A 22,624-nucleotide genomic window follows, 5' to 3' on the forward strand; every position below is an offset into this window, starting at 1 on the left:
GGGAAACCACATCGGTTTCCCCGCTTTTGTTTGTCTAAAAATCACCGCCCGGCATTTCCAGTCCGGAAAGCTCCGCATAGGTCAGGCGCGCCGCGCCTGCGCGGGCAAAGCGGAGCATCAGCGCCTTGCGTGTGGCGCCTGCCAGCTTGTGTTCTGGCGCATCGCGCAGGATTTCTGCGCCATAGCCGTCCGAGAGAATGAAGCCGCATTCCTCCGGAAATATCTCGCGCGGTACCGCCGGGTGGGTAGCGAAAAACAGCCTGTCGCAATAGTCGCGATAGTCCGGCCATTTGCGGTCGGCCTTCCAGTCCTCGATCGATGATTTGATCTCGACAATCCAGATTTCACCCTTGCGGCTGACCGCAATCAGATCGGCGCGGCGGCCGGATGCGAGCGGCAGTTCGGGCAAGGTTGCAAGCCCCATATCCAGAAACAGGCGCTGCACGCCACGGCGCACAAGCATGGCGTTTTCCGATTGCCGTCCGTCGGACAGGGGATGGGTCTGGTTGGGAATCACGATGGGCATGGCCGCATTTTGCGTGCGGTTGCAGGGCGAAACAACTGAAAACGTACGCTTCTTTATGGCGTTTGTTGAGTATTCGCGGGTGAAACAAGGCCAAAAAAGGCAAAAAAATGGCCTAATAAAGAATTTTTCAATTTACGGTTAACGCACAGTTAACAATACTGCCGCATCTTCAAGCATGAATGGGCGATTCGCTCTTTTTGACGGCACAATAGATTCTACCTTGGGGGAATGCATGAATTCTCGCGTCCTTAAACTGACGACGGCGCTTTTTCTGGCAGGTGCACTCGCTGGCTGCTCTACTGTCGGCGGAACGTTCTACACGGCCTCATACTCGTCGGTTACCGATGCTGGCTATGTTGTTCCGGCCATTCCGAGCGAAAAGATACCATCGCAGTATCGTCGCCAGATCGTGAAGTATCAAACCGATGAAGCCCCCGGCACGATCATCGTCGATACCCCCGAGAAGTTCCTGTATTACGTCATGCCGGACGGCAAGGCGATGCGCTATGGCATCGGCGTCGGACGCGAAGGCTTCGGCTGGTCGGGCACGGCCCGCGTCGCCATGAAGCGCGAATGGCCGACCTGGACGCCGCCATCTGAAATGATCAAGCGTCAGCCGGAACTGGCAAAGTTCCGCAATGGCATGGATCCGGGCCTCAAGAACCCGCTCGGCGCGCGTGCGCTCTATCTGTTCAACAAGGGTGGTGATACCGGCTATCGCCTGCATGGGACGCCGGAATGGTGGACCATCGGCAAGGCCATGTCGTCGGGCTGCATCCGCCTGATGAATCAGGACATCATCGATCTCTATGATCGCGCCGAGCAAGGCGCAAAGGTCATCGTGAAGCAGTAAATGATACAATATCGGCGATACACGACATTAAAGTGGTGATCGTGTATCGCCGAGTTTATTCTTAAATAACTTAAAGTTTATTTTCAGAGCAATGTAGTTCGCATTTTTATAAAGCGGACTTGAAACATTGACGAATTTATACTTTTTCTGTGGCGTCGCAATCGCCATAGTTTGGTCCATGATAAGTGCCGCGATATCGTTTTTACTTAATATACGATATGCCTCAAGCCCCGCCATTAGCGGTGTCTGGATTGCTCCCGCAGTGAGGTTCCATAAAAAACGCCGGACTGATGATCCGGCGTTTTTCAGATTTCAGTTTGTGATACCGATCAGATTTGTTCGACCTGCTGGACTTCCGGTACGAAGTGGCGGAGCAGGTTCTGGATGCCGTGCTTCAGCGTCGCAGTCGAAGACGGGCAGCCGGAGCATGCGCCCTTCATATTGAGGAACACAGTGCCGTTTTCGAAGCCACGGAAGGTGATGTCGCCGCCATCCTGCGCAACGGCAGGGCGAACGCGGGTTTCAATCAGTTCCTTGATGGTTTCAACGATCTCGGTATCGGCTTCATCGAAGAATTCTTCATCACCATGCGCGGCGGCGGCATCTGCATTGGCATTGCCAGCCATTGCCGAAGCGCCCGACATGAAATGTTCCATGATCGTGCCGAGGATCGCAGGCTTCAGGTGCTGCCATTCACCATCGTCCTTGGTGACGGTGATGAAGTCATAGCCGAAGAAAACGCCGGTGACGCCCGGAACGGCAAACAGCTTGGCCGCCAGCGGTGATGTATTGCCTGCGGATGAAGCATCGCGGAAATCGGCGGTGCCTTCCGGCATGACCACCTTGCCGGGCAGAAACTTCAGGGTCGCCGGATTGGGCGTGGTTTCAGTCTGGATGAACATGCCAGTTCTCCGCTTTCAATTTTGGAACTGTTCTAATAATCGCGAAACCGCGCGGAAACAAGGGCTGTCGCTCTCAGGCGCGTTTCAGTTACTATCAATATAGGGTGATTGCACGACGGTTGCAAATTCGTCAGGCCGTGGCGAAAGAGTGATTTTCGAGCACCAGAGCGCGGGTAATTGCTCTTTGCAGCCCGGCATCACGAAGAATGCAACTGTTGTGTCAGGTCACCGCATCAATGTCGTCATCGGTCAACCCTGCGGGAACCACGGTGACGGGGATGGGAAACTGGGCGCGGCCAGCGAGCGATTGAACAAGAGGGCCGGGGCCTTCCTTGCCAGAACCGGCAGCAAGGACCAGAATAGCGATATCCTGATCCTCCTCAATCAAGCTGAGCAGCTCTTCGGCTGTCTGGCCCTCACGGATGCTCAGTTCGGGTTCTATGCCCTGATCTTCGCGCACAACAGCGGCGAATTTTTCCAGTGCAGATCGCGCTCGATCCTGCGCTTCGGACCGCATGATTTCACCGACGCCCAAAATTTGCTGGAAATCGGAGTCATCGATAACGAATAGCAGAATGAGCGAGCCGCCCGTGTTTTTGGCACGGCGTGCGGCATAGGCGACGGCGCGCCCGCATTCAGGCGTTTCGTCGATGACGGCTAGAAATTTGCGTCGGTGACCGGATTCCCGGCTCAGTCGTTTGGATACCATGGGCGCAATTTGCCATCAGGATTGGCTGCCCGCAAGCCAGCATTGTTTGCTGTGACCGTAAACGACAGGCGTTTTTTCTAAGCGCATCCCGAAAAGTGTGAAACGGTTTTCGGATAAGATGTGCGTCAAAGCAAAAATGAAGATAAGGGCGACCGCAAAAAATCGGTCGCCCTTAGTGTCTGAATCAAAAAGCGGCAGGCCGTGGCGAAAATGGTGATTTCGAGAACCGGAGCGCAGCGTACTTAAAGGTACGTGAGCCTAGGTAAGCGCAGAAATTGCCATTTGCAGACCGGTATGGCGACTTTTGGATCAGACACGTATTGGCAGGAATGAAAATCAGTCTTGCAACCAGCCGATGATGTCGCGCACATCATGCATCGTCTTCTCGGCGAGAACGCCTGCGCGCTCGCCGCCATCACGCAAAACGCTGTCGATATGGGCCGGATCAGCCACCAGACGGCGCATTTCATGGGTGATTGGCGAAAGCTTGGTCACAGCCAGCTCGGCCAATGCCGCCTTGAATTCCGAGAACTGGCGTCCGCCAAATTCGCCAAGGATATCTTCCTTCGATTGCGAAGCGAGAGCTGCATAGATGCCGACCAGATTGTCCGCTTCCGGGCGACCGGACAGACCGTCCAGTTCCGACGGCAGGCCATCGGAATCGGTCTTGGCCTTGCGGATCTTCTTGGTGATCGTGTCTTCGTCGTCGATCAGATTGATGCGCGACAGGTCGGACGGATCGGATTTCGACATTTTCTTGGTACCGTCGCGCAGCGACATGATGCGCATGGCCGGACCCGAAATCATCGGCTCGGTCAGCGGGAAGAAGCCCGAAACCTTCTCGTCGCCGACCTGCATATCCACGCCGATACCAAGCGATGCGATACGGTCGGAATAGTCGTTGTTGAACTTCTGCGCGATATCGCGTGTGAGTTCGAGGTGTTGCTTCTGGTCTTCGCCAACCGGCACGGCGGTGGCGCGATAGAGCAGAATGTCGGCAGCCATCAGGCTCGGATAGGCAAAGAGGCCAAGCGAAGCATTTTCGCGGTCCTTGCCGGCCTTGTCCTTGAACTGCGTCATGCGGCTCATCCAGCCGATGCGCGCAATGCAGTTGAACACCCAGGCAAGTTCCGCATGCTGCATGACGCGGCTCTGGTTGAAGACGATGCTCTTCTTCGGATCGATGCCCGAAGCCAGAAACGCCGCCGTCACTTCACGGGTGGATTGCAGCAGTTCAGCCGGGTCGGGTGACACGGTCAGCGCGTGCATGTCCACGACGCAATAGATGCATTCTTCGGTCTTCTGGACCTCTACCCACCGCTTGATCGCCCCCAGATAATTGCCGAGGTGAAGATTTCCGGTCGGTTGGACGCCGGAGAAGATAAGCGGTTTGAACGTGCTCATGATAAAATCCTGATGTTGGCCTTCGCCGGTGGAGAGCGAAGGAATTTTTGAACGCAGGTCTTTTCGCAGAGGCACAATCGCCTTTCAAGGACAATTATGCGTCACTCTCGGGCTCTTTCTTGACCGCGCCGCGTTTAACATTGCGACGGATCATGCCGGTATTTGCGCCGCCGAGACCGAAGGCGAGGCCGAAATAGACGATCATCGCGGCAACCACCATGGCGCAGACCGTACCGGCCCGAACCGCAAAGGGAGCGGCGGAAGAAAGCTCATAGGCGAAATGGCCGATGGCATAATGAATGCCGAATGCCATCACGCCCGCCGCGATCAACAGGCGCGGAATGCGGGTGAGAAGTGGAATATCCTGCCCCCAATGGCCGCGCTTCACCAGCGTTGCAAACAGCAGGACGGCATTGACCCAGCCAGCCACGATTTCTGCCGTGGCGATGCCGGTCGGGCCGAGGCGCGGGAACAGCGTGACGGCAAGCGACACGTTCACAGCAACGGAAATGGCCGCGAAGATCATCGGCGTGCGCGTATCCTCGCGGGCGAAGAAGCCCGGAATGAACGCCTTGATCAGCACGAAAGCGGGCAGGCCGAGACCGTAAATCGCCAGAATGTTGGAGACGACGATTGTGGAATCCGGGCTGAATTTGCCGCGCTCGAACAAAAGCCGCACGATGGGTTCCGACATGACGAGAAGCGCTGCTGCTGCGGGAAGCGTAAGAAACAGCGTGAACTCGACCGAGCGGTTCTGCAGGTTCGAGGCTTCCTTCATGTGGCCGCCGCGCAAGGCGCGTGACAGCTCCGGCAGCAGCACAGTGGCAACCGCAATGCCCACCACGCCCAGCGGCAGTTGATAGATGCGATCGGCATAGACCAGCGAGGAAACAGCGCCTTCCATGCCGGAAGCGATATTGGTGTTGATGAGCAGGTTGATCTGCGTAATGCCGCCGGTGATTGCGGCAGGCAGCGCCAGCACCAGCAGTCGCTTGACGTTGGACGTCAGGTGCGGGCGGCGGAAACCGATCTTGATGCCCGCATTGCGCACGGCGAGCCAGACGATGGCAAGCTGCACCAGACCTGCCGCCATGACACCCCAGGAGAGGCCATAGCCCACGGCCAGCGCGTCATAGCCGCGCCACCAGGCCAGCGCCAGCACGCCAATCAGGATGATGTTGAGGAAGACCGGCGCAACCGCTGCCGCAAAATAGCGGTGCAGCGAATTGAGCATACCGCCCATCATGGCCGCCAGCGACATGCAGGCGAGATAGGGGAACATGATGGTTGCCAGCCGCACCGTATTGTCGAACTTGACCGGGTCATCCATGAAGCCCGGCGCAATGACGGTGCGCACGATGAAGGGCATCGAGAGTTCCATCACGATGGTGATGAACAGCAACACCGTGAACAATACACCGAACACTTCTTCGGAGAAGCGGCGGGCACCATCCATGCCGTTCTTTTCGATTTCCTTGGCGAAAAGCGGCACGAAAGCGGAGTTGAATGCGCCTTCGGCAAACAATCTCCGGAACGTGTTCGGAAAGCGGAATGCTGCGTTGAAAGCATCGGCGACCGGGCCGGTGCCGAGTGCTGCCGCCATGAACATCTCGCGTGTGAAGCCGAATATGCGGCTCATCAGCGTGCCGGATGCCACTGTGGCGAACTTTTTTACCAGACTCATGCTTTTGAGAAACCTAACTTATGCTGCAGCCTGCGACGAGCGACCATTGGCCTTGCTGCCGTTTTCGCCGCTGAGCAGTGCAAGAACCTTGCGCCGGATGTTGCCCTGGCGGGTGGCGTTGGAAATCTTGTGACCCACGAGGTCCGTTACATAAAAACTGTCGATGACCTTTTCGCCAAAGGTCGTGATATGCGCCGAAGCAATATCCAGCGACAGGTCAGAAATAAGGCCGGTCAGTTCCGACAACAGGCCGGGACGGTCCAGACCTTCCACTTCGATGACCGAGAACTTGTTCGACAGCGTGTTGTTGATCTCGACGCGCGGCTCCACGGTGAACGCCTTGGCATTCTTTTTCGGCTTGGTGCGCTTGGCCAGCACATCGGGCAGATGCGCCTTGCCGGAAAGTACGTCTTCAATCACCTTGCCCACGCGCTCTGCGCGGCGGCGCTCGTCTTCGTCAAGATCGAATTCGCGGCTGATCAGGATCGTATCGAGCGCACGTCCGTCACCGGTGGTGAAGATTTGCGCATCGACAATGTTGCCGCCTGCGGCAGCACAAGCACCGGTGATGATCGACAAGAGGCGCGGGTGATCGGGCGCCAGAACGGTGATTTCCGTCACGGCCTCGAAGCTCTGCGGCTTGGCCATGGTGGCAAGCGCGCGACCTTCCCGGTCGGCTTCGCGGATGAAATGCGCATGGCGCACCTGATCGTCGAGGCTGACGGTCAGGAAATAGTTGATGTAATGCAGGCCAAGATAGGCGTCCCGCTCTGCAGCTGGCCAGTCGGAAAGCTTTTCGGCCAGCGCTTCACGGGCCTGCCGGTCGCGGTCGGCGCGTGAAAGTTCGGAGAAACCGCCGGTCAGCACAAGTTCGGTTTCATAGAAAAGCGTGCGCAGAAGCTGGCCCTTCCAGCCGTTCCAGACACCGGGACCGACCGCCTTGATATCGCAAACGGTCAGGATCAGCAGCAGCTTCAGCCGTTCCATGGTCTGCACCGTATCGCCAAAGTCGATGATGGTCTTGCGGTCGTTGAGATCGCGCGACTGGGCCACCATGCTCATGGTCAGATGTTCGCGCACCAGCCATTCCACGGTTTCCGTCTCGGAAGGGGTGAGGCCGAAGCGCGGGCAAAGCCTGCGGGCAATGCGGGCACCGGCAATCGAATGATCTTCCGGGCGGCCCTTGGCGATATCATGCAGGAGAAGCGCCACATAAAGCAGGTTGCGGTCGCGCTTGATCGTGGTGATCAGATGATTGGAAAGCGGATGCTCGTTTTCCAGTTCGCCATGTTCGATTTCCGACAGAACGGCAATGCAGCGCAGCAGATGCTCGTCCACCGTATAGTGGTGATACATGTTGAACTGCATCATGGCGACGATCTTGCCGAAATCCGGAATGAACTTGCCCAGCACACCGGATTCGTTCATGCGGCGCAGGATCAGTTCGGGATTGCGCGGCGATGTCAGAACGTCGAGGAAAAGCTTGTTGGCTTCGGGGTTCTCACGCAGATCGGCATTGATGAGTTTCAGCGAGCGGGTGAGCTGCTGCATCGCTTCCGGGTGAAATTCCAGCCCATGCTTGTCGGCCAGCTGGAAGATGCGGATGATATTGACCGGATCTTCCGAAAACACGTCGGGGTGCGCCGTGTTGATGCGGTGATTTTCGGAGACGAAATAGCCATCCGTCGAAAGCTTGCGCTTGCGGCGCGAAAAGGTGAGGAAAATGCGGTTGAAGCCCGGCACATGCTTGGCCTGCTGCTCCTCAAGTGCGGCGCAGATGATGCGGGTCAGGTCGCCCACATCCTTCGCCACGAGGAAGTAGTGTTTCATGAAGCGTTCGACATGGTTCTGGCCGGGATGCGCGGTATAGCCGAGGCGCTGGGCGATTTCCGGCTGAATGTCGAAGGAGAGGCGCTCTTCCGCTTTCAGTGTCGCAAAATGCATGTGGCAGCGCACGGCCCAGAGAAAATCTTCCGCCTTGTTGAAGATGCGCAATTCGGCGCGTGACAGCACGCCGAGCTTGACCAGCTCTTCCTTGGTTTTGACGCGGTAGAAATATTTGGCGATCCAGAACAGCGTATGCAGGTCGCGCTGGCCGCCCTTGCCTTCCTTGACATTCGGCTCCACCAGATAGCGCGTCTCGCCCGCCTTGCGGTGGCGTTCGTCGCGCTCGGCAAGCTTGGCCTGAATGAATTCCGGCCCGGTATCCTTGACGATTTCCTCGTCGAAGCGGGTCACCAGCGCGGTGAACAGATCCTTGTTGCCGGTGAGAAAACGCGCATCGAGAATGGCGGTACGGATCGTCATGTCTTCGCGCGACAGGCGGATGCATTCATCGATATTGCGTGTGGAGTGGCCGACTTTCAGCCCCATGTCCCACAGCATGTAGAGCATATATTCGACGACCTGCTCGCCCCAGGGGGTCTGCTTGTAGGGCAGAAGGAACAGGAGGTCGATGTCGGAACCCGGCGCCAGTCCGTTGCGCCCATAACCGCCGACCGCGACGATGGCCATGTTTTCCGCCTTGGACGGATTGACCATCGGATAGGCCTTGGTGGTCGCAAATTCGAACAGCACCTCGATCAACGTATCCATGAGATAGGAGAGGCGTCGCGCGCAGAGCGTGCCGCCGCCGTCCTTCATCAGCAGTCCTTCCGCATTGGCGCGGCCACGCACCAGTGCATCTTTCAGCGCCTGCAGCACCACCTTGCGCACGGGAAGGCTCGTATAGCTTTCGTCAGTCGAATCCGCCAGCTCGTTGAGCTTGCGACGGAGCGTGTCGGGATTGACGATCTCTTCCAGCTTCAGGTCGTGTGCGCTCATGCGGCTTGCAGGTCCGGCTTTTCGGGAAAGGAATTGCGGTGACAAGACTATCCTATAGCGGCTTTTACAATGGATGAATATGCAAAAGCAAAGGCCGGGTTTCCCCGGCCCTATCATGCTTCATTTCTAATATTTCAGTGTCTCATCAAAAAGAAGCCATGCCGGGCTGCAAATGGCAATTTCTCCGCTTCCGGTGCTCACGTACCCAAATGTACGCTGCGCTCCGGTTCTCGAAATCACCATTTTCGCCACGGCCTGCCACTTTTTGATTCAGACACTTAGTTCGTCGCATTATAGGCGGCAATGGCCGCCATATTGACGATGTCGGAATCCTTGGCTCCGATGCTGACGATCTGCGCCGGCTTGTCGAGACCGACCAGCAGCGGGCCGATAATGGTCGCGCCGCCCAGTTCCTGCAGCATATCGGCGGCAATCGATGCCGAGTGATTGTCCGGGGTCACGATGACATTGGCCGCGCCCGACAGGCGGATGAACGGATATTGTTCCATCAGCTTCGGGTTCAGCGCCACATCAGCGCTCATTTCGCCGTCGAATTCGAAATCGACATGGCGCGTATGGAGAATGCGCACCGCTTCCTGAATACGGGCAGAGGTTTCGCCGCCCATATGGCCGAAGGTCGAGAAGGCGGTGAGTGCAACGCGCGGAACATAGCCCATGCGGCGCGCCATGCCTGCGGCTTCCACCGCAATATCGGCAAGCTCGTCTGCTGTTGGCTTCTCGTGCACGGCGGTATCCGCGATGAACACGGTGCGACCACGGCAGAGCGCGATGGAAACACCGACCACGCGATGGCCCGGCTTGGAATCGACCACGCGGCGCACATCGTCGAGGCCGGTAGCATAATTGCGGGTCACACCCGTCACCATGCCATCGGCATCGCCCAGTGCCACCATGCAGGCCGCGAAATGATTGCGGTCATTGTTGATGAGGCGATGGCAATCGCGGGTCAGATAGCCCTTGCGCTGCAATTTCTCATAGAGATAGTCGGCATAGGCCGAATTGCGGCTGGAAAGGCGCGCATTGATGATCTCGATGCCGGGGCGCTCGATATCCATACCGGCGGCTTTCGCGGTGTCCTTGATGCGCTCGTCGCGACCGACGAGAATGGCGGTGCCCAGCCCCTGGTTCACATAGGAAACCGCAGCGCGCATGACCTGTTCTTCTTCACCTTCGGCAAAGACGATGCGCTTTGGCTGGCGACGCACACGCTCGTAAATGCCGCGCAGCGTCGAGGCGATGGGATCGCGGCGCGCCGACAATTCGCTCTTGTAGCCTTCGAGGTCGGTGATGATGCGACCGGCAACGCCGGTTTCAATCGCAGCCTTGGCAACGGCGGCCGAAACCGAAGCGAGCAGACGCGGATCGAAGGGCACCGGAATGATGTAGCTCGGGCCAAAGCGCGGACGGCTGCCCTGATAGGCGGCGACAACATCGTCCGGCACGTCTTCGCGGGCAAGTTCGGCCAGCGCATTGACGGCGGCGATCTTCATTGCATCGTTGATGGTCGTGGCGCGTACATCGAGAGCGCCGCGGAAAATATAGGGGAAACCAAGCACATTGTTGACCTGGTTCGGATAGTCCGAACGGCCGGTGGCGACGATGGCGTCGTCACGGATGCGGGCGACTTCTTCCGGGGTGATTTCCGGATCGGGATTGGCCATCGCGAAGATGATCGGGTTTGGCGCCATGGCGCGCACCATCTCTTCTGTCAGGGCGCCTTTGGCCGAGAGACCGAAGAACACATCGGCATCCTTCAGGGCGTCGGTCAGCGAGCGGCGGTCGGTCTTCACCGCATGCGCCGATTTCCACTGGTTCATGCCTTCTTCACGGCCCTGATAGACGACGCCCTTGGTGTCGCACAGGATGATGTTTTCCGGCGCAAAGCCCATGGCCTTGATCAGTTCGATACAGGCGATGCCTGCCGAACCCGCGCCATTGCAGACGAGCTTGGTCGTCTTCATGTCGCGTCCGGTCAGATGCAGCGAATTGATCAGACCGGCGGCGGCGATGATCGCGGTGCCGTGCTGGTCGTCGTGGAAAACCGGAATGTCCATCAGCTCGCGCAGGCGCTGCTCGATGATGAAGCAGTCAGGCGCCTTGATGTCTTCCAGATTGATGCCGCCGAAGGAGGGCCCAAGATAACGCACGGCGTTGATGAAGGCGTCGATATCGGTCGTATCGACTTCAAGATCGATGGAATCGACATCGGCAAAGCGCTTGAACAGGACGGCCTTGCCTTCCATGACCGGCTTCGACGCCAGCGCGCCGAGATTGCCGAGGCCCAGAATGGCGGTGCCGTTGGAAATGACGGCGACGAGATTGCCCTTGGCCGTATAGTCATAGGCGCGCGCGGCATCTTCCGCGATGGCCTTGACCGGCACGGCGACGCCCGGCGAATAGGCCAGCGACAGGTCGCGCTGCGTGGTCATGGGCTTGGTGGGGTTGATTTCCAGCTTGCCGGGACGGCCCTGCGCGTGAAAGTCGAGCGCTTCTTTCTCACTGGCTGTGGGTGTGCGTTCTGGCGTGTTGCCCTTCGGCGTAGAGACTGGCATGTTCCCTCCGGAATCTTGTGCGGTCGCATTCGATAGCGCCAGTCTGGAAATGTGTAAACAGCGCTTTTGGGAATAGTTATTCATTCAAAAACGAATGAATGAGAAATTTAATAACTTTAGGCGCGTGAAACGCGCAACAAAAGAAGGTTTTATAGCATGGACGTGCGGGGCGAAAACGACAAGCCGGAAGCGGAAGAAAATACCCCGCAGGACACTGTTGTTCGCCTCACACCCATGATGGAGCAGTATATCGAGATCAAGGCGGCGAATGTTGATTCGCTCCTGTTCTATCGCATGGGCGATTTCTACGAACTGTTCTTTGACGATGCTGTGGAGGCGTCGGCAGCCCTCGGCATCACACTGACCAAGCGCGGCAAACATCTGGGCGAAGACATGCCCATGTGCGGTGTCCCCGTCCATGCTGCCGACGATTATCTGCAAAAGCTCATTACGAAGGGCTATCGCGTCGCCGTCTGCGAACAGATCGAAGATCCGGCGGAAGCAAAGAAGCGCGGCTCCAAATCCGTGGTGCGCCGCGATGTCATCCGTCTGGTGACGCCGGGCACGCTGACCGAGGAAAAGCTCCTCGACCCGTCTGAGGCCAATTTCCTGATGGCGCTTGGCCGCACCAAGGGAGACGGGGCGCTGGCACTGGCCTGGATCGACATTTCGACGGGCACATTCCGCGTTGCTGAAACGACAGAAGAGCGGCTTTTTGCCGATATTATGCGCGTTGATCCGCGCGAACTGGTGGTGGCCGATACGGCGTTTCACGATCCCGAATTGCGCCCGGCTTTCGATCTCATCGGCAAGGCGGTGTCGCCGCAGCCTGCAACCCTGTTCGACAGCGCTGCCGCGCAGACGCGCATTCAGCGCTATTACGATGTGGCCACACTTGACGGTTTCGGCCAGTTCAGCCGCTCGGAACTGTCGGCCATTTCCGGCGCCATCGCCTATATCGAAAAGACGCAGATTGCCGAACGCCCGCCGCTGATGCGGCCAGAGCGCGAACATGAAGGCGGCACGATCTTCATCGATCCGGCAACGCGCGCCAGTCTGGAACTGGTTCGCACCATGTCGGGCAACCGTGATGGCGGCTTGCTCAAGGCGGTGGATCGCACTGTCACCGGCGGCGGCGCACGGCTTCTGGCCGAGCGTTTGACCGCGCCGTTGACCGATCCCAAGCCAATCGCGATGCGGCTCGATTCCGTGTCGTTCTTTCTCAGCGAACAGACGCTTTGCGATGCGCTGCGACGTGAACTGAAAGGCGTGCCGGATATGCCGCGCGCGCTGTCACGTCTGGCAGTGGGCCGCGGCGGCCCGCGGGATCTCGGTGCCTTGCAGCGCGGCTTTGAGGCGGCGGGCACGCTGGTCTCTGTACTGGAAGGTTCGCTTCTGCCGCAAGAGCTGGGCGCGGCGCGCGATGCGCTCGATGGCATGCCTGCGGCTTTCGCAGCACATATCGACCGGGCGCTGGCCGATGAGCTGCCGCTGTTGAAGCGTGACGGCGGGTTCGTGCGCGAAGGCTACAACACTGAACTCGACGAAATGCGCGCCTTGCGTGATCAGTCCCGCCGCGTGATCGCTGGCTTGCAGGCCGACTATATCGAGGAAACCGGCATCAAGTCGCTGAAGATCAAGCATAACAATGTGCTTGGCTATTTCATCGAAGTGACGGCGAATAATTCCGGCGCGATGACCGATACGGATGCCGCCAAGGGCCGCTTCATCCATCGCCAGACCATGGCGAGTGCCATGCGCTTCACGACGACGGAACTGGCCGCGCTTGAAAGCAAGATCGCCAATGCTGCCGACCGGGCGCTTTCTATCGAACTCGCCATCTTTGAAGAACTGACGGCTGAAGCCGTTTCCCATGCCGACAGTATCCGCGCTGCTGCAGCGGCACTTTCGGTATTCGATGTTTCGGCCGCCCTTGCCGTGCTTGCCGATGAGCAGGGCTATTGCCGCCCATTGGTTGATGACAGCCTGTCCTTCAACATCGTGGCGGGTCGCCATCCGGTGGTGGAACAGGCGCTGCGCCGTCAGGCAGCCAATCCCTTCGTTGCCAATGATTGCGATCTATCGCCACAAAGCGACGGCGGCAATGGCGCGATCTGGCTGCTGACCGGCCCGAATATGGGTGGTAAATCGACCTTCCTGCGCCAGAATGCGCTGATCGCGATCCTTGCCCAGATGGGCTCGTTCGTGCCTGCGGGTGCGGCGCAAATCGGCGTGGTGGACCGGCTGTTCAGCCGTGTCGGCGCTTCCGACGATCTGGCGCGCGGACGCTCGACCTTCATGGTCGAAATGGTGGAGACGGCGGCAATTCTCAATCAGGCAGGCGAGCGTTCGCTAGTCATTCTCGACGAGATCGGTCGTGGTACCGCCACCTTCGACGGCTTGTCCATCGCCTGGGCGGCGGTGGAATATCTGCATGAAAAGAACCGCTGCCGCGCTTTGTTCGCCACGCATTTCCACGAAATGACGGCGCTGTCGGAAAAGCTGGAGCGGCTTTCCAATGTTACGATGCGCGTCAAGGAATGGGACAATGATGTCGTCTTCCTGCATGAAGTGGCCAAGGGCGCTGCCGACCGGTCCTATGGTGTGCAGGTTGCGCGGCTGGCCGGTCTGCCGGAAGCAGTCGTCAACCGTGCGCGCGATGTGCTGCATCAGCTTGAAGCTGGTGAAACATCCGGCAAAGCTGACAAGCTGATCGATGATCTGCCGCTGTTTTCCGTGGTGTTGCAGCAGGAAAAGCCGAAGCCACAGGCATCGGCAAAGGACAGCGAACTGGCAAAGGCAGTGGCAGGCATCAGCCCTGACGAGCTGACACCCCGTGAAGCGCTCGACCTGATCTACAAGCTAAAGGAACTGTCAAGGATCTGATTAGTTCTTGAGCAGTATACCGTGAGAATATTCAGACGGCGGAAATGAAATGGCTTATTTTTCAGTATTTGTCTTTGGTTTATCTGGAGGAAATAGAATAAATCCAGCTAATTGATCATTAAAACAACGGTAAATTTCAAAATCTAAATTTGATATAGTGGCAGTCATTAAAGCCAGAAACATTTCATGGCCTCCCGCGTCCCCCGTCGCACTCTTCACAGAAACTGGACCTCCTGCGGTTCCATCTTTCTTTGTGAATTCAAATGAGATGTAACCAGCTGTTTCTTCGTCTACTCCTACCGATACAGAGTTAATTTTTCCAACAACTCCTTTATAATTTTCGCAATTTCCAAATATTTCTCTATCGGCAGAAAATGCATAAGGACTGCTAAAAAACAAAATGGCGCCAGCAATAATCAATTTATCAAACATAATTTTTCTCCTATTTAAATATTACATAAGTAATATAAATGGAGTTTTATAGTTTGAAACTGGTATTTTATACATTGGAATAAAAGAATTCTTTATCTGGATATAGCGCATGTTCCCGTACGCGGTAGCTGCATGCGTATCCACGAGCAAAACAGTGCCATTTGCAGGCTGTCAGAACCGGAATATCTACAGACTACACGAAGCGGTTCGCTTCAGCGCCGTAATAGGTAATGTAGCGGCTGGAGATGCGTTCGATCGGCAGGATGATGAACACGTCGGTCGTGCCGAAGGCCTCATCGATCACTGCACCGTCGCCGATCATCGCGCCGAGACGCAGATAACCCTTGACCAGTGGCGGCATGGAAAACAACGCAACCTTGTTGTTGATCGCTTCCTTCGGCATCAGGTCCATTGGCTGATAGCGATGCGGCAGTGCGCGCACATCCCAATCCGGCGTGGCGCGGCAGTTCTGGTGCAGGAACGACAGGCCAAGCGCGTGGGCGGCGGGAACTGGTCCGTGGAACGAGGCGCAGCCGAACATGACGTCAATCGAATGACGACGGCAATAGGCCCATGCACCCTGCCACAGCAGCTCGACCGTGCGCTTCGAACGGTATTCCGCCTTCACGCAGGAGCGGCCAAGCTCGAGCAGATTGAGATTGGGGCGGGACAGCGCCAGACGCTGCACGTCATATTCATCCGCCGAATAGAAGCCGAGCGCCTTGTCGGCCTGATCGCTGCGCATCAACCGGTAGGTGCCGACGATCTGCTGGTGCTCCGGGACTGGCAGGGCAGTATCATAGACGAGAAGGTGATCGCAGATCGTGTCGAAACGGTCGGCATCGCGAAGCTCCACGGCCTCGATGGATTCCTTGCGCGCACCCATTTCTTCGAAGAACACGCGGAAACGAAGTTCCTGCGCGGCTTCAATGGCTTCACGAGAGTTTGCAAGTCGCACTTCGAGCGAGCCGATACGTCCGAGAACGATCGGGTCATCACCCGTTGCGAATAGCGCCTGTTGTGCTTCTAAGCCTGACATGACCGTATCATCAATGATTTGCTGGCCCATTCCAAGCAGTACTGTCATGATGATTCGCTCCTGATTTGTCTATTCACGTATTCCTGAACCTTTTCCCACTGATTACGCAGTGAAATTGGCTTTCTCATTCGTAGGACGGCGGCGCAGATAAACTGCGGCATGCCGAGGTACTAGAGAGCGAGTGCTACGTGAGGATGACAGAAGCGTGTCACCAATGTGTCATTTCGGACGGGAGCCGCTTATCCCCTTCAAATGTCTTTAAAATTACGGGCTTCACGTTATGCGAAAGCCCGATAACGATCAAGTTACCCTCTCAATGGGCAATAAATTGGGCGTCATATTAGACGCTCAATCAATAGGCTCAACGGGCAGCGCGTTCGCGCCGCCAGCCGAGAAACTCTTCCAGAATGATCAGTGCCGCACCGATGGTGATAAAGGTGTCGGCTAAATTGAAGACGGCGAAAGACCATGTCGGCAGGTGGAACAGGATATAATCCACCACATAGCCGTGCATCACGCGGTCGATCAGATTGCCGAGCGCGCCGCCGATCACCAGTGCAAAGCCATAGCGGGCAAAGACACGGTCCGGCGCATTGGTCCACCAGAGATAAAGCACGAAGACGATGACCGCAGCGGTGATCGCCACCAGCCCCCAGTCGTGCAGCCAGGAAAGCATTGAGAAGGCGATGCCTTCATTATGCGTACGAAACAGGGCCAGAAACGGCAGCAGGTCAATCTGCTGGGCGTAATCCATATGGGTTTCGACCAGATGTTTGACGCCCTGATCAATGAGAACCGTGAGAATGACGACGAGAAGCGAAGACAGAACCGCGTGACGCTTCATCATTATCCCCTTTCGTCGAGGGCGAGTGCATCGCGGCGGATTTCATAGAGCATGACACCCGTGGCGATTGCCAGATTGAGCGAGTCGGCGCGGCCTGCCTGCGGAATGCGCGCAAGCTTGTCGCACGCATTGGCGAGGTTGTCCGGCAGGCCCTGCTGCTCATTGCCCATCATCAGCACAACCGGCTTGTTGGCATAGGGAATGGTGCGATAATCGACAGCGCCCTTCAGATGCGTGCCGACGATCAGACCGGAGAAACCCTTGCGCCAGTTGAGGAAGTCATTTTCCGTTGTCTTGTAGAGCGGTACGGAAAAGACCGAGCCCATGGTGGCGCGCACGGTTTCCAGCGAATAGGGGTCGGTGGTGTCGCCGATCAGGATAACGCCCTTCGCACCGACTGCATCGGCGGTGCGGATGACAGTGCCGAGATTGCCCGGATCGCGCACGCGGTCGAGCGCGATATAGACATCATTATACTTCGGCTTGAGGCTTGCCAGCGGTTGATACTGCTGTTCGAAAACGCCAACCACCACCTGCGGATTGTCGCGGCGGGTGATCGCGGAAATCACCTTTTCGGTCACTTCCAGCACCAGTCCGCCCTTGGCGAAAGTGCGGGCGGCAACCTGCTCGACCATTTTGTTGCCCTTGCCGGATTTGGCGAAAACCAGCGTCTTGATGCGCCAGTCCTGCTCCAGCGCGTCGATGACGAGCTTCAGCCCTTCGGCCAGAAACACGCCTTGCTGGTCACGGAATTTCTTCAATGCCAGCGAGCGCAGATCCTTGACGATCGGATTGGTCAGGCTGGTGACTTCCTTCACCTGACCGACTTTCGAATGTCCCGATGAATGATCACCGCGTGAACCGCTGTTTCTGGAAAAATCGTCGTTACGGCTCATTTGGCTACCCAGCGGCTGAACATGGATGTTGAAAGCGCGCGCCCTGCCGAACGCTCACGCAGGATAAGTTCGCCCGATTCGACTGTGCCGCCAAGGCCGGTGAACCGGTCGCGCATCAGTTCGTGAATTGCGAAGAAGGATGCGCGGATCGAATAGGCGGTCAGGATCACGGCAAGTGGTTTTGGCGTCAGGATCGAGCGGCAGGTATCGACCATGGCGGGCAAGTGCTCGAACAACTGCCAGACTTCGCCGCTCGGTCCGCGTCCGTATGCAGGCGGGTCGAGCAGGATGATGTCGTAGAAACTGCCGCGGCGTTCTTCGCGCGCCACAAATTTCATGGCGTCTTCGCAAATCCAGCGGATCGGTTTGTCCGACAGTCCTGCCATTTCCTGATTTTCGCGCGCCCAGATAATGGCCTTCTTGGAGGCGTCAACATGGGTAACTTCCGCGCCCGCGCGGGCGGCAACCAGCGAGGCAACGCCCGTATAGCCGAACAGGTTCAGCACCTTGACGCTGCGCCCGGATTTTACGCCATCGCGGATGAGGCCATCCATGTAAGACCAGTGCGCAGCCTGTTCGGGAAACACGCCGACATGGCGGAACGAGGTGAAGCGACCGTGGAAGGAGATGCCGTCATGCTGCATCGGCCATGTTTCACCGAGCGGCACTTTCGGGAAGGCCCAGCGTCCGATGCCCTCTTCATCCGTATTGCCGGTGAAGACCGCATCGGCCTGATCCCATTCCTTTTGCGGCAGGCTGGGCAGCCAGATTGCCTGGCCTTCCGGGCGAACGATGCGGTAAGGACCGTATTGCTCAAGCTTCAGCCCGTTGCCGCTGTCGAGCAGCGCATAATCGGCGGATGGTTCGGTTTCGAGGATGACCGGCAATTTTTCGCCCGGGCGAGGGCCGGTATAGGGCTTGATTTCGCGCAGCGGGGCGACAACCCGTTCGCGTTCTTCGGTGGCTACCGGCTTGGGTGCGGCCTTGGCAAATTGCGGGCGCGGCTTCTTGAAGGCCGAACCTTTACCCGGATTGGCAGAATCGAACTTGTTTTCATGACGCGGTGCATCATGCTTCGCGCGTTCGAAACCGCGATCCTGTTTGCCGCCCGACGGCTTTTTGCCTTTTCCCTTTGGCGCTTTCACCCGAAACTCCAATTACGATGATTGGGGTCTAGGTAGGATAAACAAGGCCGGTGTGGAAGGGGAAAACGACGTTCTTTCGCGCGCGCAGGCCTTTTCAGGGCCGGAAAACCGGCAAGTTTCGCTTCCGGGCTTGAAAAGAGCGGACGTTTCAGGAGTTCGCGACCGATGTGTTGCGCCTTTCGGCGGCTTCGGCACGTTCGAGAAGACGGGTCGCTTCCAGCTTGCGATCACGCGCTCTGCGGCGATGCTTGCCCTGGGTCGCCCAAGTGACGGCAGATCCGATCACCACGCCGACCAGCAACGCGCCAAACAGCCAGATGAACAGCGGCGCGCTGTAGGAGAGTGCCGGATTGCCCGGATTGAACGGATCGACCGTCAGGATCGTGGTGGCACGATTGGCAACCGACAGCGCGATCAGAATGACCGCGAGCGGGACCAGAATGACGATTGCGACGATACGTTTTGCCAGCATGATCTTCTATCAGACAGCGCCGTTGAGACGGTCGCGCAGTTCCTTACCGGTTTTGAAGAAGGGAACCCACTTTTCTTCCACGTCCACCGTTTCGCCGGTGCGCGGGTTGCGGCCGCTGCGGGCCGGGCGGTTCTTGACTGAGAAAGCGCCGAAGCCACGCAGCTCGACGCGGTTGCCGTCCGCGAGGGCATTGGTGATCTCGTCGAATACCGCGCCAACGATGTTTTCAACATCGCGCTGGAAGAGATGCGGATTGCGGCTGGCGATAATCTGAACGAGTTCCGATTTGATCACGGCTTTAAACCCCTGTTTCCTGTTCTTGTACTGTCAGGCCTGACGCCAGACATGTTAGGTCGCTGAATTTACGTCAGTTTACGTCTGGCTTTCCGTCAACGTGCCAAACCGAGAGAAGTCCGTCAAGAAAGATGCGATCCTTTGCTATCTCCTTGAGCATACTATCAGCTTCCTGCGGCACGCCAATCAGCCGCGCACCGGCATGAATGAGGAGATCGCGCAGCGAAAATCCTGTTTCATTATTGACTGGCTTCCATTCAAGGCGCGGCAATGTGGTGGAAACACCCTTGGTGCCGAGCCAGGCAACGGCTTCGTCTTCACCACCAAGCCCGTCGATGAGTTTGTTTTGCAGCGCCTGACGGCCTGTGAACACCGCACCATTGGCCAATGCGAGCGCCTGTTCATGCGTAAACGAGCGGCGCTTTTCCACAATGTCCACAAACCATGCGTAGGAATCCATGATCATGTTGCGGATCATGCCCTTCGCTTCTTCGCTGGCGGGGCTGAAATAATTGGGTTCCGCCTTCAGCGGCGCGGATTTGATGGTTTCGACCTTTACGCCGATCGTATCGAGAAGCTTCGAAAGGTCGGGATACTGGAACAGCACGCCGATGGAGCCGACGATGGACGTCTGTCGCGCCACGATATGGTCGGAAGCGCTGGCGATCATATAACCGGCAGAGGCCGCGAGTGTGCCGACCTGGGTGACGACCGGCTTCTTTTCGGCGATCTTGCGGACGGCTTCATAAATCGCTTCACCGCCGACAGTGGTGCCGCCGGGCGAATCGAGAACCAGAATCACGCCCTTGACCGCATCGTTCTTGGCGATCCTGTCGAGGCGTTTCAAAAGCTCTTCATTCTCGAAGATGGTGCCTTCGATACGCACCTTGGCGATATGCGGCTGGCTGAAATTCGTGCCGCGCATCGACCATGAAGCGAAACCGACGACGAGAAGGGCGAGCAGAAGCAGAAATGCCACGCGCCAGACGGTCAGCTTGCGGCGCAGCTTTCGTCTTTCGATTATTGCTTCGGCGTCCTGGGCCATTCTGTCCATCCATTCGTCTTTAGAAATGCGACCAGCCTCAACGGGCGGTCATGAAAATCCATGTCGATCTTTGTGCCCCCAATTAAGTCAGGCGGCAAGACGCTTCAATTACGCTTTTCAAAGAGATAGTGCTGCACAACTGCATTGTCATGACATTCATATGCGAGATTCTGTCTTTGACCAGAAACAAGGTGTTCAATCGCAAGTTACGAGCGCTCATGATGCGCTGTAATGCAGGGCCATTTTGTGGTATCAAAGAGTTGATTAGCATTCTACTTATTTCGTGCGGGTGCTGATTGCGATGATTTATCAATGAGATAGCAGGACTTGTCTATGTTTTTTGGACAGGTGCGATGTTTTGCGCCGCCATCACACTATTGAGCATCCGGGCAAATTATCCCAAATAAACCATATTGAAGTGAAAGAGCGCCTATTGATTGCAGGTAATGAACCGCTACATCGAGCGCAATCTGATCTTTGACTGGAAATTATTGAATTGACTACAGTGGATTATCTGAAGGACATCATGACGACCGACACCACAAACAGCCCTGTTGCGCAGACCGCAGCCCCTTCCGGGCGCGGTAAGGGCGGCGTGCGTTTTGGTGCGTCCCAGAAGTCCGATTCACTTTTTCATGCCGCGCAGCGCCATTCGATCCGTGTTCGGGTGCTGAAAACCGCTCTGCCGGTTGCAGCTGTCGCGCTTGCGGCTGTTTTTTCCTGGTATACGTTTCTTGCAACGCCCGCCACACCGATCAAGGTGGAGATGAATAATGGCGGCGAAAACGGCAAGCTCGTCATGTCGAGCCCGCATCTCAATGGCTATAACAAGGACAACAAACCCTATTCGATGACCGCTTCCAAGGCGACGCAGGAAGCCAATAACAGCGGCGTCATCACGCTCGAAGGCATTCAGGCCGAATTGCCGGTGGGCGATCGCGGCGTGGCCAAGGTCGAGGCGGCATCGGGCATTTACGACAATGCGAATGGTCGTTTGCAACTTGATAAGGACTTTGTCGTAACCACAAATGAAGGTTTGCGTGCTGTGATGCACTCGGCAGATGTCAATCTGAAGAGTGGACAGATCACAACGGACAAACCGGTCGATATTCGCAGCGGAAATACGCATATTCTGGCCGACAGCATGCAGGTCAAGGACAATGGCAAGGTTCTGATTTTTGAGAACCGCGTTCAGATGACCGTTGACGGCAGCGTGGTTTCGGGAAACAAGACGCCCTGACCGGGTGCTCGATAACGGCATATCAGGCGTTCAACCGTATTTTTTGGGATGGCGCGGATTTGTTTTTTGTACGCATTTTGCGAAGCCTAATGTTCCCATTTGGCGGCAAAGTGCTTAATGTTGCATCTGGACGCAGGCCACTCAAAGCTTAGACGCCTGCATTCGGGGGACTGAAAATTTATGGAACGTGAGACGGGCAAGATGATCAAGGGCACTATGGCTCGCACAATGCGGGCAGGATTCGCAGTTCTGGCGCTTGGCATCGTTGCCGCTCCTTTTGCCGCTTCGGCGCAGGACGCTGCAAGCGGCGGCGCAGTGAACGGGCTCAAGCTTTCCAACAGCAAGGCGCCGGTCAAGATCGACGCCGACAAGCTGGAAATGCGCGACAAGGAAGGCGTTGCGGTTTTCACCGGCAATGTTTCCGTTGCGCAGGGCGATGCACTGTTGAAGGCAGGCCTGATGACTGTCTATTACAACAAGGCTGCCAAAGACGGCGATGCCCCGAAGGAACCGGCAAGCGCCGGTGTCGGCGGCCTTGATTCGTCGAGCATCGATCACATCGATATTTCCGGCAAGGTTTACCTGAAGTCCGGCACGCAGGTCGCCACGGGTGATACCGGCCGCTACGACGCGAAGAATCAGATCATGATTCTCGAGGGCTCGAAGGTCGTTCTGACCGACGGCGACAATGTCGTCACCGGCTGCAAGCTGACGGCGCATCTCGACACTGGCCGCGCCAATGTCGAAAGCTGCAAGAGCGGTGCGAACAGCAAGGGTCGCGTGTCGATCATCATGGCGCCGAAGGATCAACAGCAGGGCGGTGCCGCGCCCAAGCAGAACTGACCGAGGCGTCACGC

General features: G+C 57.2%; 19 protein-coding genes. 4 read left to right on the top strand and 15 right to left on the bottom strand.

The features are described 5' to 3' along the window. Window positions 1–34: 34 nt before the first annotated feature. A complete protein-coding gene (locus QBD01_RS02325) occupies window positions 35–526 on the bottom strand; it encodes an MmcB family DNA repair protein (RefSeq protein WP_280991448.1) in 492 nt (163 codons plus the stop codon). A 232-nt stretch (window positions 527–758) separates the two neighbouring features. On the opposite strand from QBD01_RS02325, the gene QBD01_RS02330 reads away from it, so the two are divergent. Beyond that, window positions 759–1,379, top strand: coding sequence for a L,D-transpeptidase (locus tag QBD01_RS02330; RefSeq protein ID WP_078339653.1), 621 nt, complete (start codon window positions 759–761; stop codon window positions 1,377–1,379). 329 nt (window positions 1,380–1,708) lie between these two features. Here the strand turns inward: QBD01_RS02330 and QBD01_RS02335 are convergent, their stop codons facing one another. The 6 genes from QBD01_RS02335 to QBD01_RS02360 all read right to left on the bottom strand — a co-directional run bounded on the left by QBD01_RS02335 (window position 1,709) and on the right by QBD01_RS02360 (window position 11,474). Next, window positions 1,709–2,281: a NifU family protein gene (locus QBD01_RS02335; RefSeq protein ID WP_109368170.1), complete on the bottom strand. Its 573-nt coding sequence runs from the start codon at window positions 2,279–2,281 to the stop codon at window positions 1,709–1,711. Window positions 2,282–2,501: 220 nt separating this feature from the next. Next, window positions 2,502–2,990, bottom strand: coding sequence for a universal stress protein (locus QBD01_RS02340; protein WP_280991449.1), 489 nt, complete (start codon window positions 2,988–2,990; stop codon window positions 2,502–2,504). Between the two features lie 336 nt (window positions 2,991–3,326). Continuing rightward, a complete protein-coding gene (trpS, locus tag QBD01_RS02345; protein ID WP_280991450.1) occupies window positions 3,327–4,394 on the bottom strand; it encodes a tryptophan--tRNA ligase in 1,068 nt (355 codons plus the stop codon). 94 nt (window positions 4,395–4,488) lie between these two features. Continuing rightward, window positions 4,489–6,078, bottom strand: a complete 1,590-nt coding sequence (gene murJ / locus QBD01_RS02350; RefSeq protein ID WP_280991451.1) for a murein biosynthesis integral membrane protein MurJ — start codon at window positions 6,076–6,078, stop codon at window positions 4,489–4,491. Window positions 6,079–6,096: 18 nt separating this feature from the next. Further along, window positions 6,097–8,901, bottom strand: a complete 2,805-nt coding sequence (locus QBD01_RS02355) for a [protein-PII] uridylyltransferase (protein WP_280991452.1) — start codon at window positions 8,899–8,901, stop codon at window positions 6,097–6,099. A 278-nt stretch (window positions 8,902–9,179) separates the two neighbouring features. Then, window positions 9,180–11,474 (bottom strand): NADP-dependent malic enzyme, encoded by a 2,295-nt coding sequence (locus QBD01_RS02360; RefSeq protein WP_280991453.1) that lies wholly within the window; start codon window positions 11,472–11,474, stop codon window positions 9,180–9,182. Window positions 11,475–11,630: 156 nt separating this feature from the next. On the opposite strand from QBD01_RS02360, the gene mutS reads away from it, so the two are divergent. Continuing rightward, window positions 11,631–14,360, top strand: coding sequence for a DNA mismatch repair protein MutS (gene mutS, locus QBD01_RS02365; protein WP_280991454.1), 2,730 nt, complete (start codon window positions 11,631–11,633; stop codon window positions 14,358–14,360). Window positions 14,361–14,414: 54 nt separating this feature from the next. On the opposite strand, the gene QBD01_RS02370 is transcribed toward mutS, so the two are convergent. From QBD01_RS02370 to sppA, 8 genes are all read right to left on the bottom strand, one after another. Next, window positions 14,415–14,792, bottom strand: a complete 378-nt coding sequence (locus QBD01_RS02370; protein WP_280991455.1) for a hypothetical protein — start codon at window positions 14,790–14,792, stop codon at window positions 14,415–14,417. A 193-nt stretch (window positions 14,793–14,985) separates the two neighbouring features. Beyond that, complete coding sequence (locus QBD01_RS02375; protein ID WP_182519179.1) at window positions 14,986–15,879, bottom strand: GNAT family N-acetyltransferase; 894 nt, start codon at window positions 15,877–15,879, stop codon at window positions 14,986–14,988. Between the two features lie 313 nt (window positions 15,880–16,192). After that, window positions 16,193–16,675: a signal peptidase II gene (lspA, locus tag QBD01_RS02380; RefSeq protein ID WP_280992092.1), complete on the bottom strand. Its 483-nt coding sequence runs from the start codon at window positions 16,673–16,675 to the stop codon at window positions 16,193–16,195. A 2-nt stretch (window positions 16,676–16,677) separates the two neighbouring features. Beyond that, window positions 16,678–17,571: an RNA methyltransferase gene (locus QBD01_RS02385; protein WP_280991456.1), complete on the bottom strand. Its 894-nt coding sequence runs from the start codon at window positions 17,569–17,571 to the stop codon at window positions 16,678–16,680. Continuing rightward, window positions 17,568–18,716 carry a class I SAM-dependent methyltransferase gene (locus tag QBD01_RS02390; protein ID WP_280991457.1) on the bottom strand — a complete coding sequence of 383 codons (1,149 nt, stop codon included), beginning with the start codon at window positions 18,714–18,716 and terminating at the stop codon, window positions 17,568–17,570. Before QBD01_RS02390 ends, QBD01_RS02385 begins: the two co-directional genes overlap by 4 nt. Window positions 18,717–18,864: 148 nt before the next feature. Beyond that, window positions 18,865–19,188, bottom strand: coding sequence for a LapA family protein (locus QBD01_RS02395; RefSeq protein ID WP_280991458.1), 324 nt, complete (start codon window positions 19,186–19,188; stop codon window positions 18,865–18,867). 9 nt (window positions 19,189–19,197) lie between these two features. Continuing rightward, window positions 19,198–19,482, bottom strand: a complete 285-nt coding sequence (locus tag QBD01_RS02400) for an integration host factor subunit beta (RefSeq protein ID WP_061344837.1) — start codon at window positions 19,480–19,482, stop codon at window positions 19,198–19,200. Window positions 19,483–19,555: 73 nt separating this feature from the next. After that, window positions 19,556–20,527, bottom strand: coding sequence for a signal peptide peptidase SppA (gene sppA / locus QBD01_RS02405; protein ID WP_280991459.1), 972 nt, complete (start codon window positions 20,525–20,527; stop codon window positions 19,556–19,558). Between the two features lie 526 nt (window positions 20,528–21,053). On the opposite strand from sppA, the gene lptC reads away from it, so the two are divergent. Beyond that, window positions 21,054–21,767, top strand: coding sequence for an LPS export ABC transporter periplasmic protein LptC (lptC, locus tag QBD01_RS02410; RefSeq protein ID WP_280992093.1), 714 nt, complete (start codon window positions 21,054–21,056; stop codon window positions 21,765–21,767). 180 nt (window positions 21,768–21,947) lie between these two features. Continuing rightward, entirely contained in the window at window positions 21,948–22,610 is a 663-nt protein-coding gene (locus tag QBD01_RS02415; RefSeq protein WP_182519185.1) for an LptA/OstA family protein, read from the top strand. Window positions 22,611–22,624 lie beyond the last annotated feature (14 nt).

It is taken from the genome of Ochrobactrum sp. 19YEA23 (assembly GCF_029909865.1).
Lineage (GTDB): Bacteria > Pseudomonadota > Alphaproteobacteria > Rhizobiales > Rhizobiaceae > Brucella > Brucella gambitense.

Bases quoted from the DNA above. Each gene is read 5' to 3' on its own strand.
- murJ (WP_280991451.1), bottom strand. From the start codon at position 6,078: ATGAGTCTGGTAAAAAAGTTCGCCACAGTGGCATCCGGCACGCTGATG.
- QBD01_RS02370 (WP_280991455.1), bottom strand. From the start codon at position 14,792: ATGTTTGATAAATTGATTATTGCTGGCGCCATTTTGTTTTTTAGCAGT.
- QBD01_RS02340 (WP_280991449.1), bottom strand. From the start codon at position 2,990: ATGGTATCCAAACGACTGAGCCGGGAATCCGGTCACCGACGCAAATTT.
- sppA (WP_280991459.1), bottom strand. From the start codon at position 20,527: ATGGCCCAGGACGCCGAAGCAATAATCGAAAGACGAAAGCTGCGCCGC.
- lptC (WP_280992093.1), top strand. From the start codon at position 21,054: ATGACGACCGACACCACAAACAGCCCTGTTGCGCAGACCGCAGCCCCT.
- QBD01_RS02355 (WP_280991452.1), bottom strand. From the start codon at position 8,901: ATGAGCGCACACGACCTGAAGCTGGAAGAGATCGTCAATCCCGACACG.
- trpS (WP_280991450.1), bottom strand. From the start codon at position 4,394: ATGAGCACGTTCAAACCGCTTATCTTCTCCGGCGTCCAACCGACCGGA.
- QBD01_RS02335 (WP_109368170.1), bottom strand. From the start codon at position 2,281: ATGTTCATCCAGACTGAAACCACGCCCAATCCGGCGACCCTGAAGTTT.
- QBD01_RS02415 (WP_182519185.1), top strand. From the start codon at position 21,948: ATGGAACGTGAGACGGGCAAGATGATCAAGGGCACTATGGCTCGCACA.
- lspA (WP_280992092.1), bottom strand. From the start codon at position 16,675: ATGAAGCGTCACGCGGTTCTGTCTTCGCTTCTCGTCGTCATTCTCACG.
- QBD01_RS02375 (WP_182519179.1), bottom strand. From the start codon at position 15,879: ATGACAGTACTGCTTGGAATGGGCCAGCAAATCATTGATGATACGGTC.
- QBD01_RS02325 (WP_280991448.1), bottom strand. From the start codon at position 526: ATGCCCATCGTGATTCCCAACCAGACCCATCCCCTGTCCGACGGACGG.
- QBD01_RS02330 (WP_078339653.1), top strand. From the start codon at position 759: ATGAATTCTCGCGTCCTTAAACTGACGACGGCGCTTTTTCTGGCAGGT.
- mutS (WP_280991454.1), top strand. From the start codon at position 11,631: ATGGACGTGCGGGGCGAAAACGACAAGCCGGAAGCGGAAGAAAATACC.
- QBD01_RS02395 (WP_280991458.1), bottom strand. From the start codon at position 19,188: ATGCTGGCAAAACGTATCGTCGCAATCGTCATTCTGGTCCCGCTCGCG.
- QBD01_RS02360 (WP_280991453.1), bottom strand. From the start codon at position 11,474: ATGCCAGTCTCTACGCCGAAGGGCAACACGCCAGAACGCACACCCACA.
- QBD01_RS02385 (WP_280991456.1), bottom strand. From the start codon at position 17,571: ATGAGCCGTAACGACGATTTTTCCAGAAACAGCGGTTCACGCGGTGAT.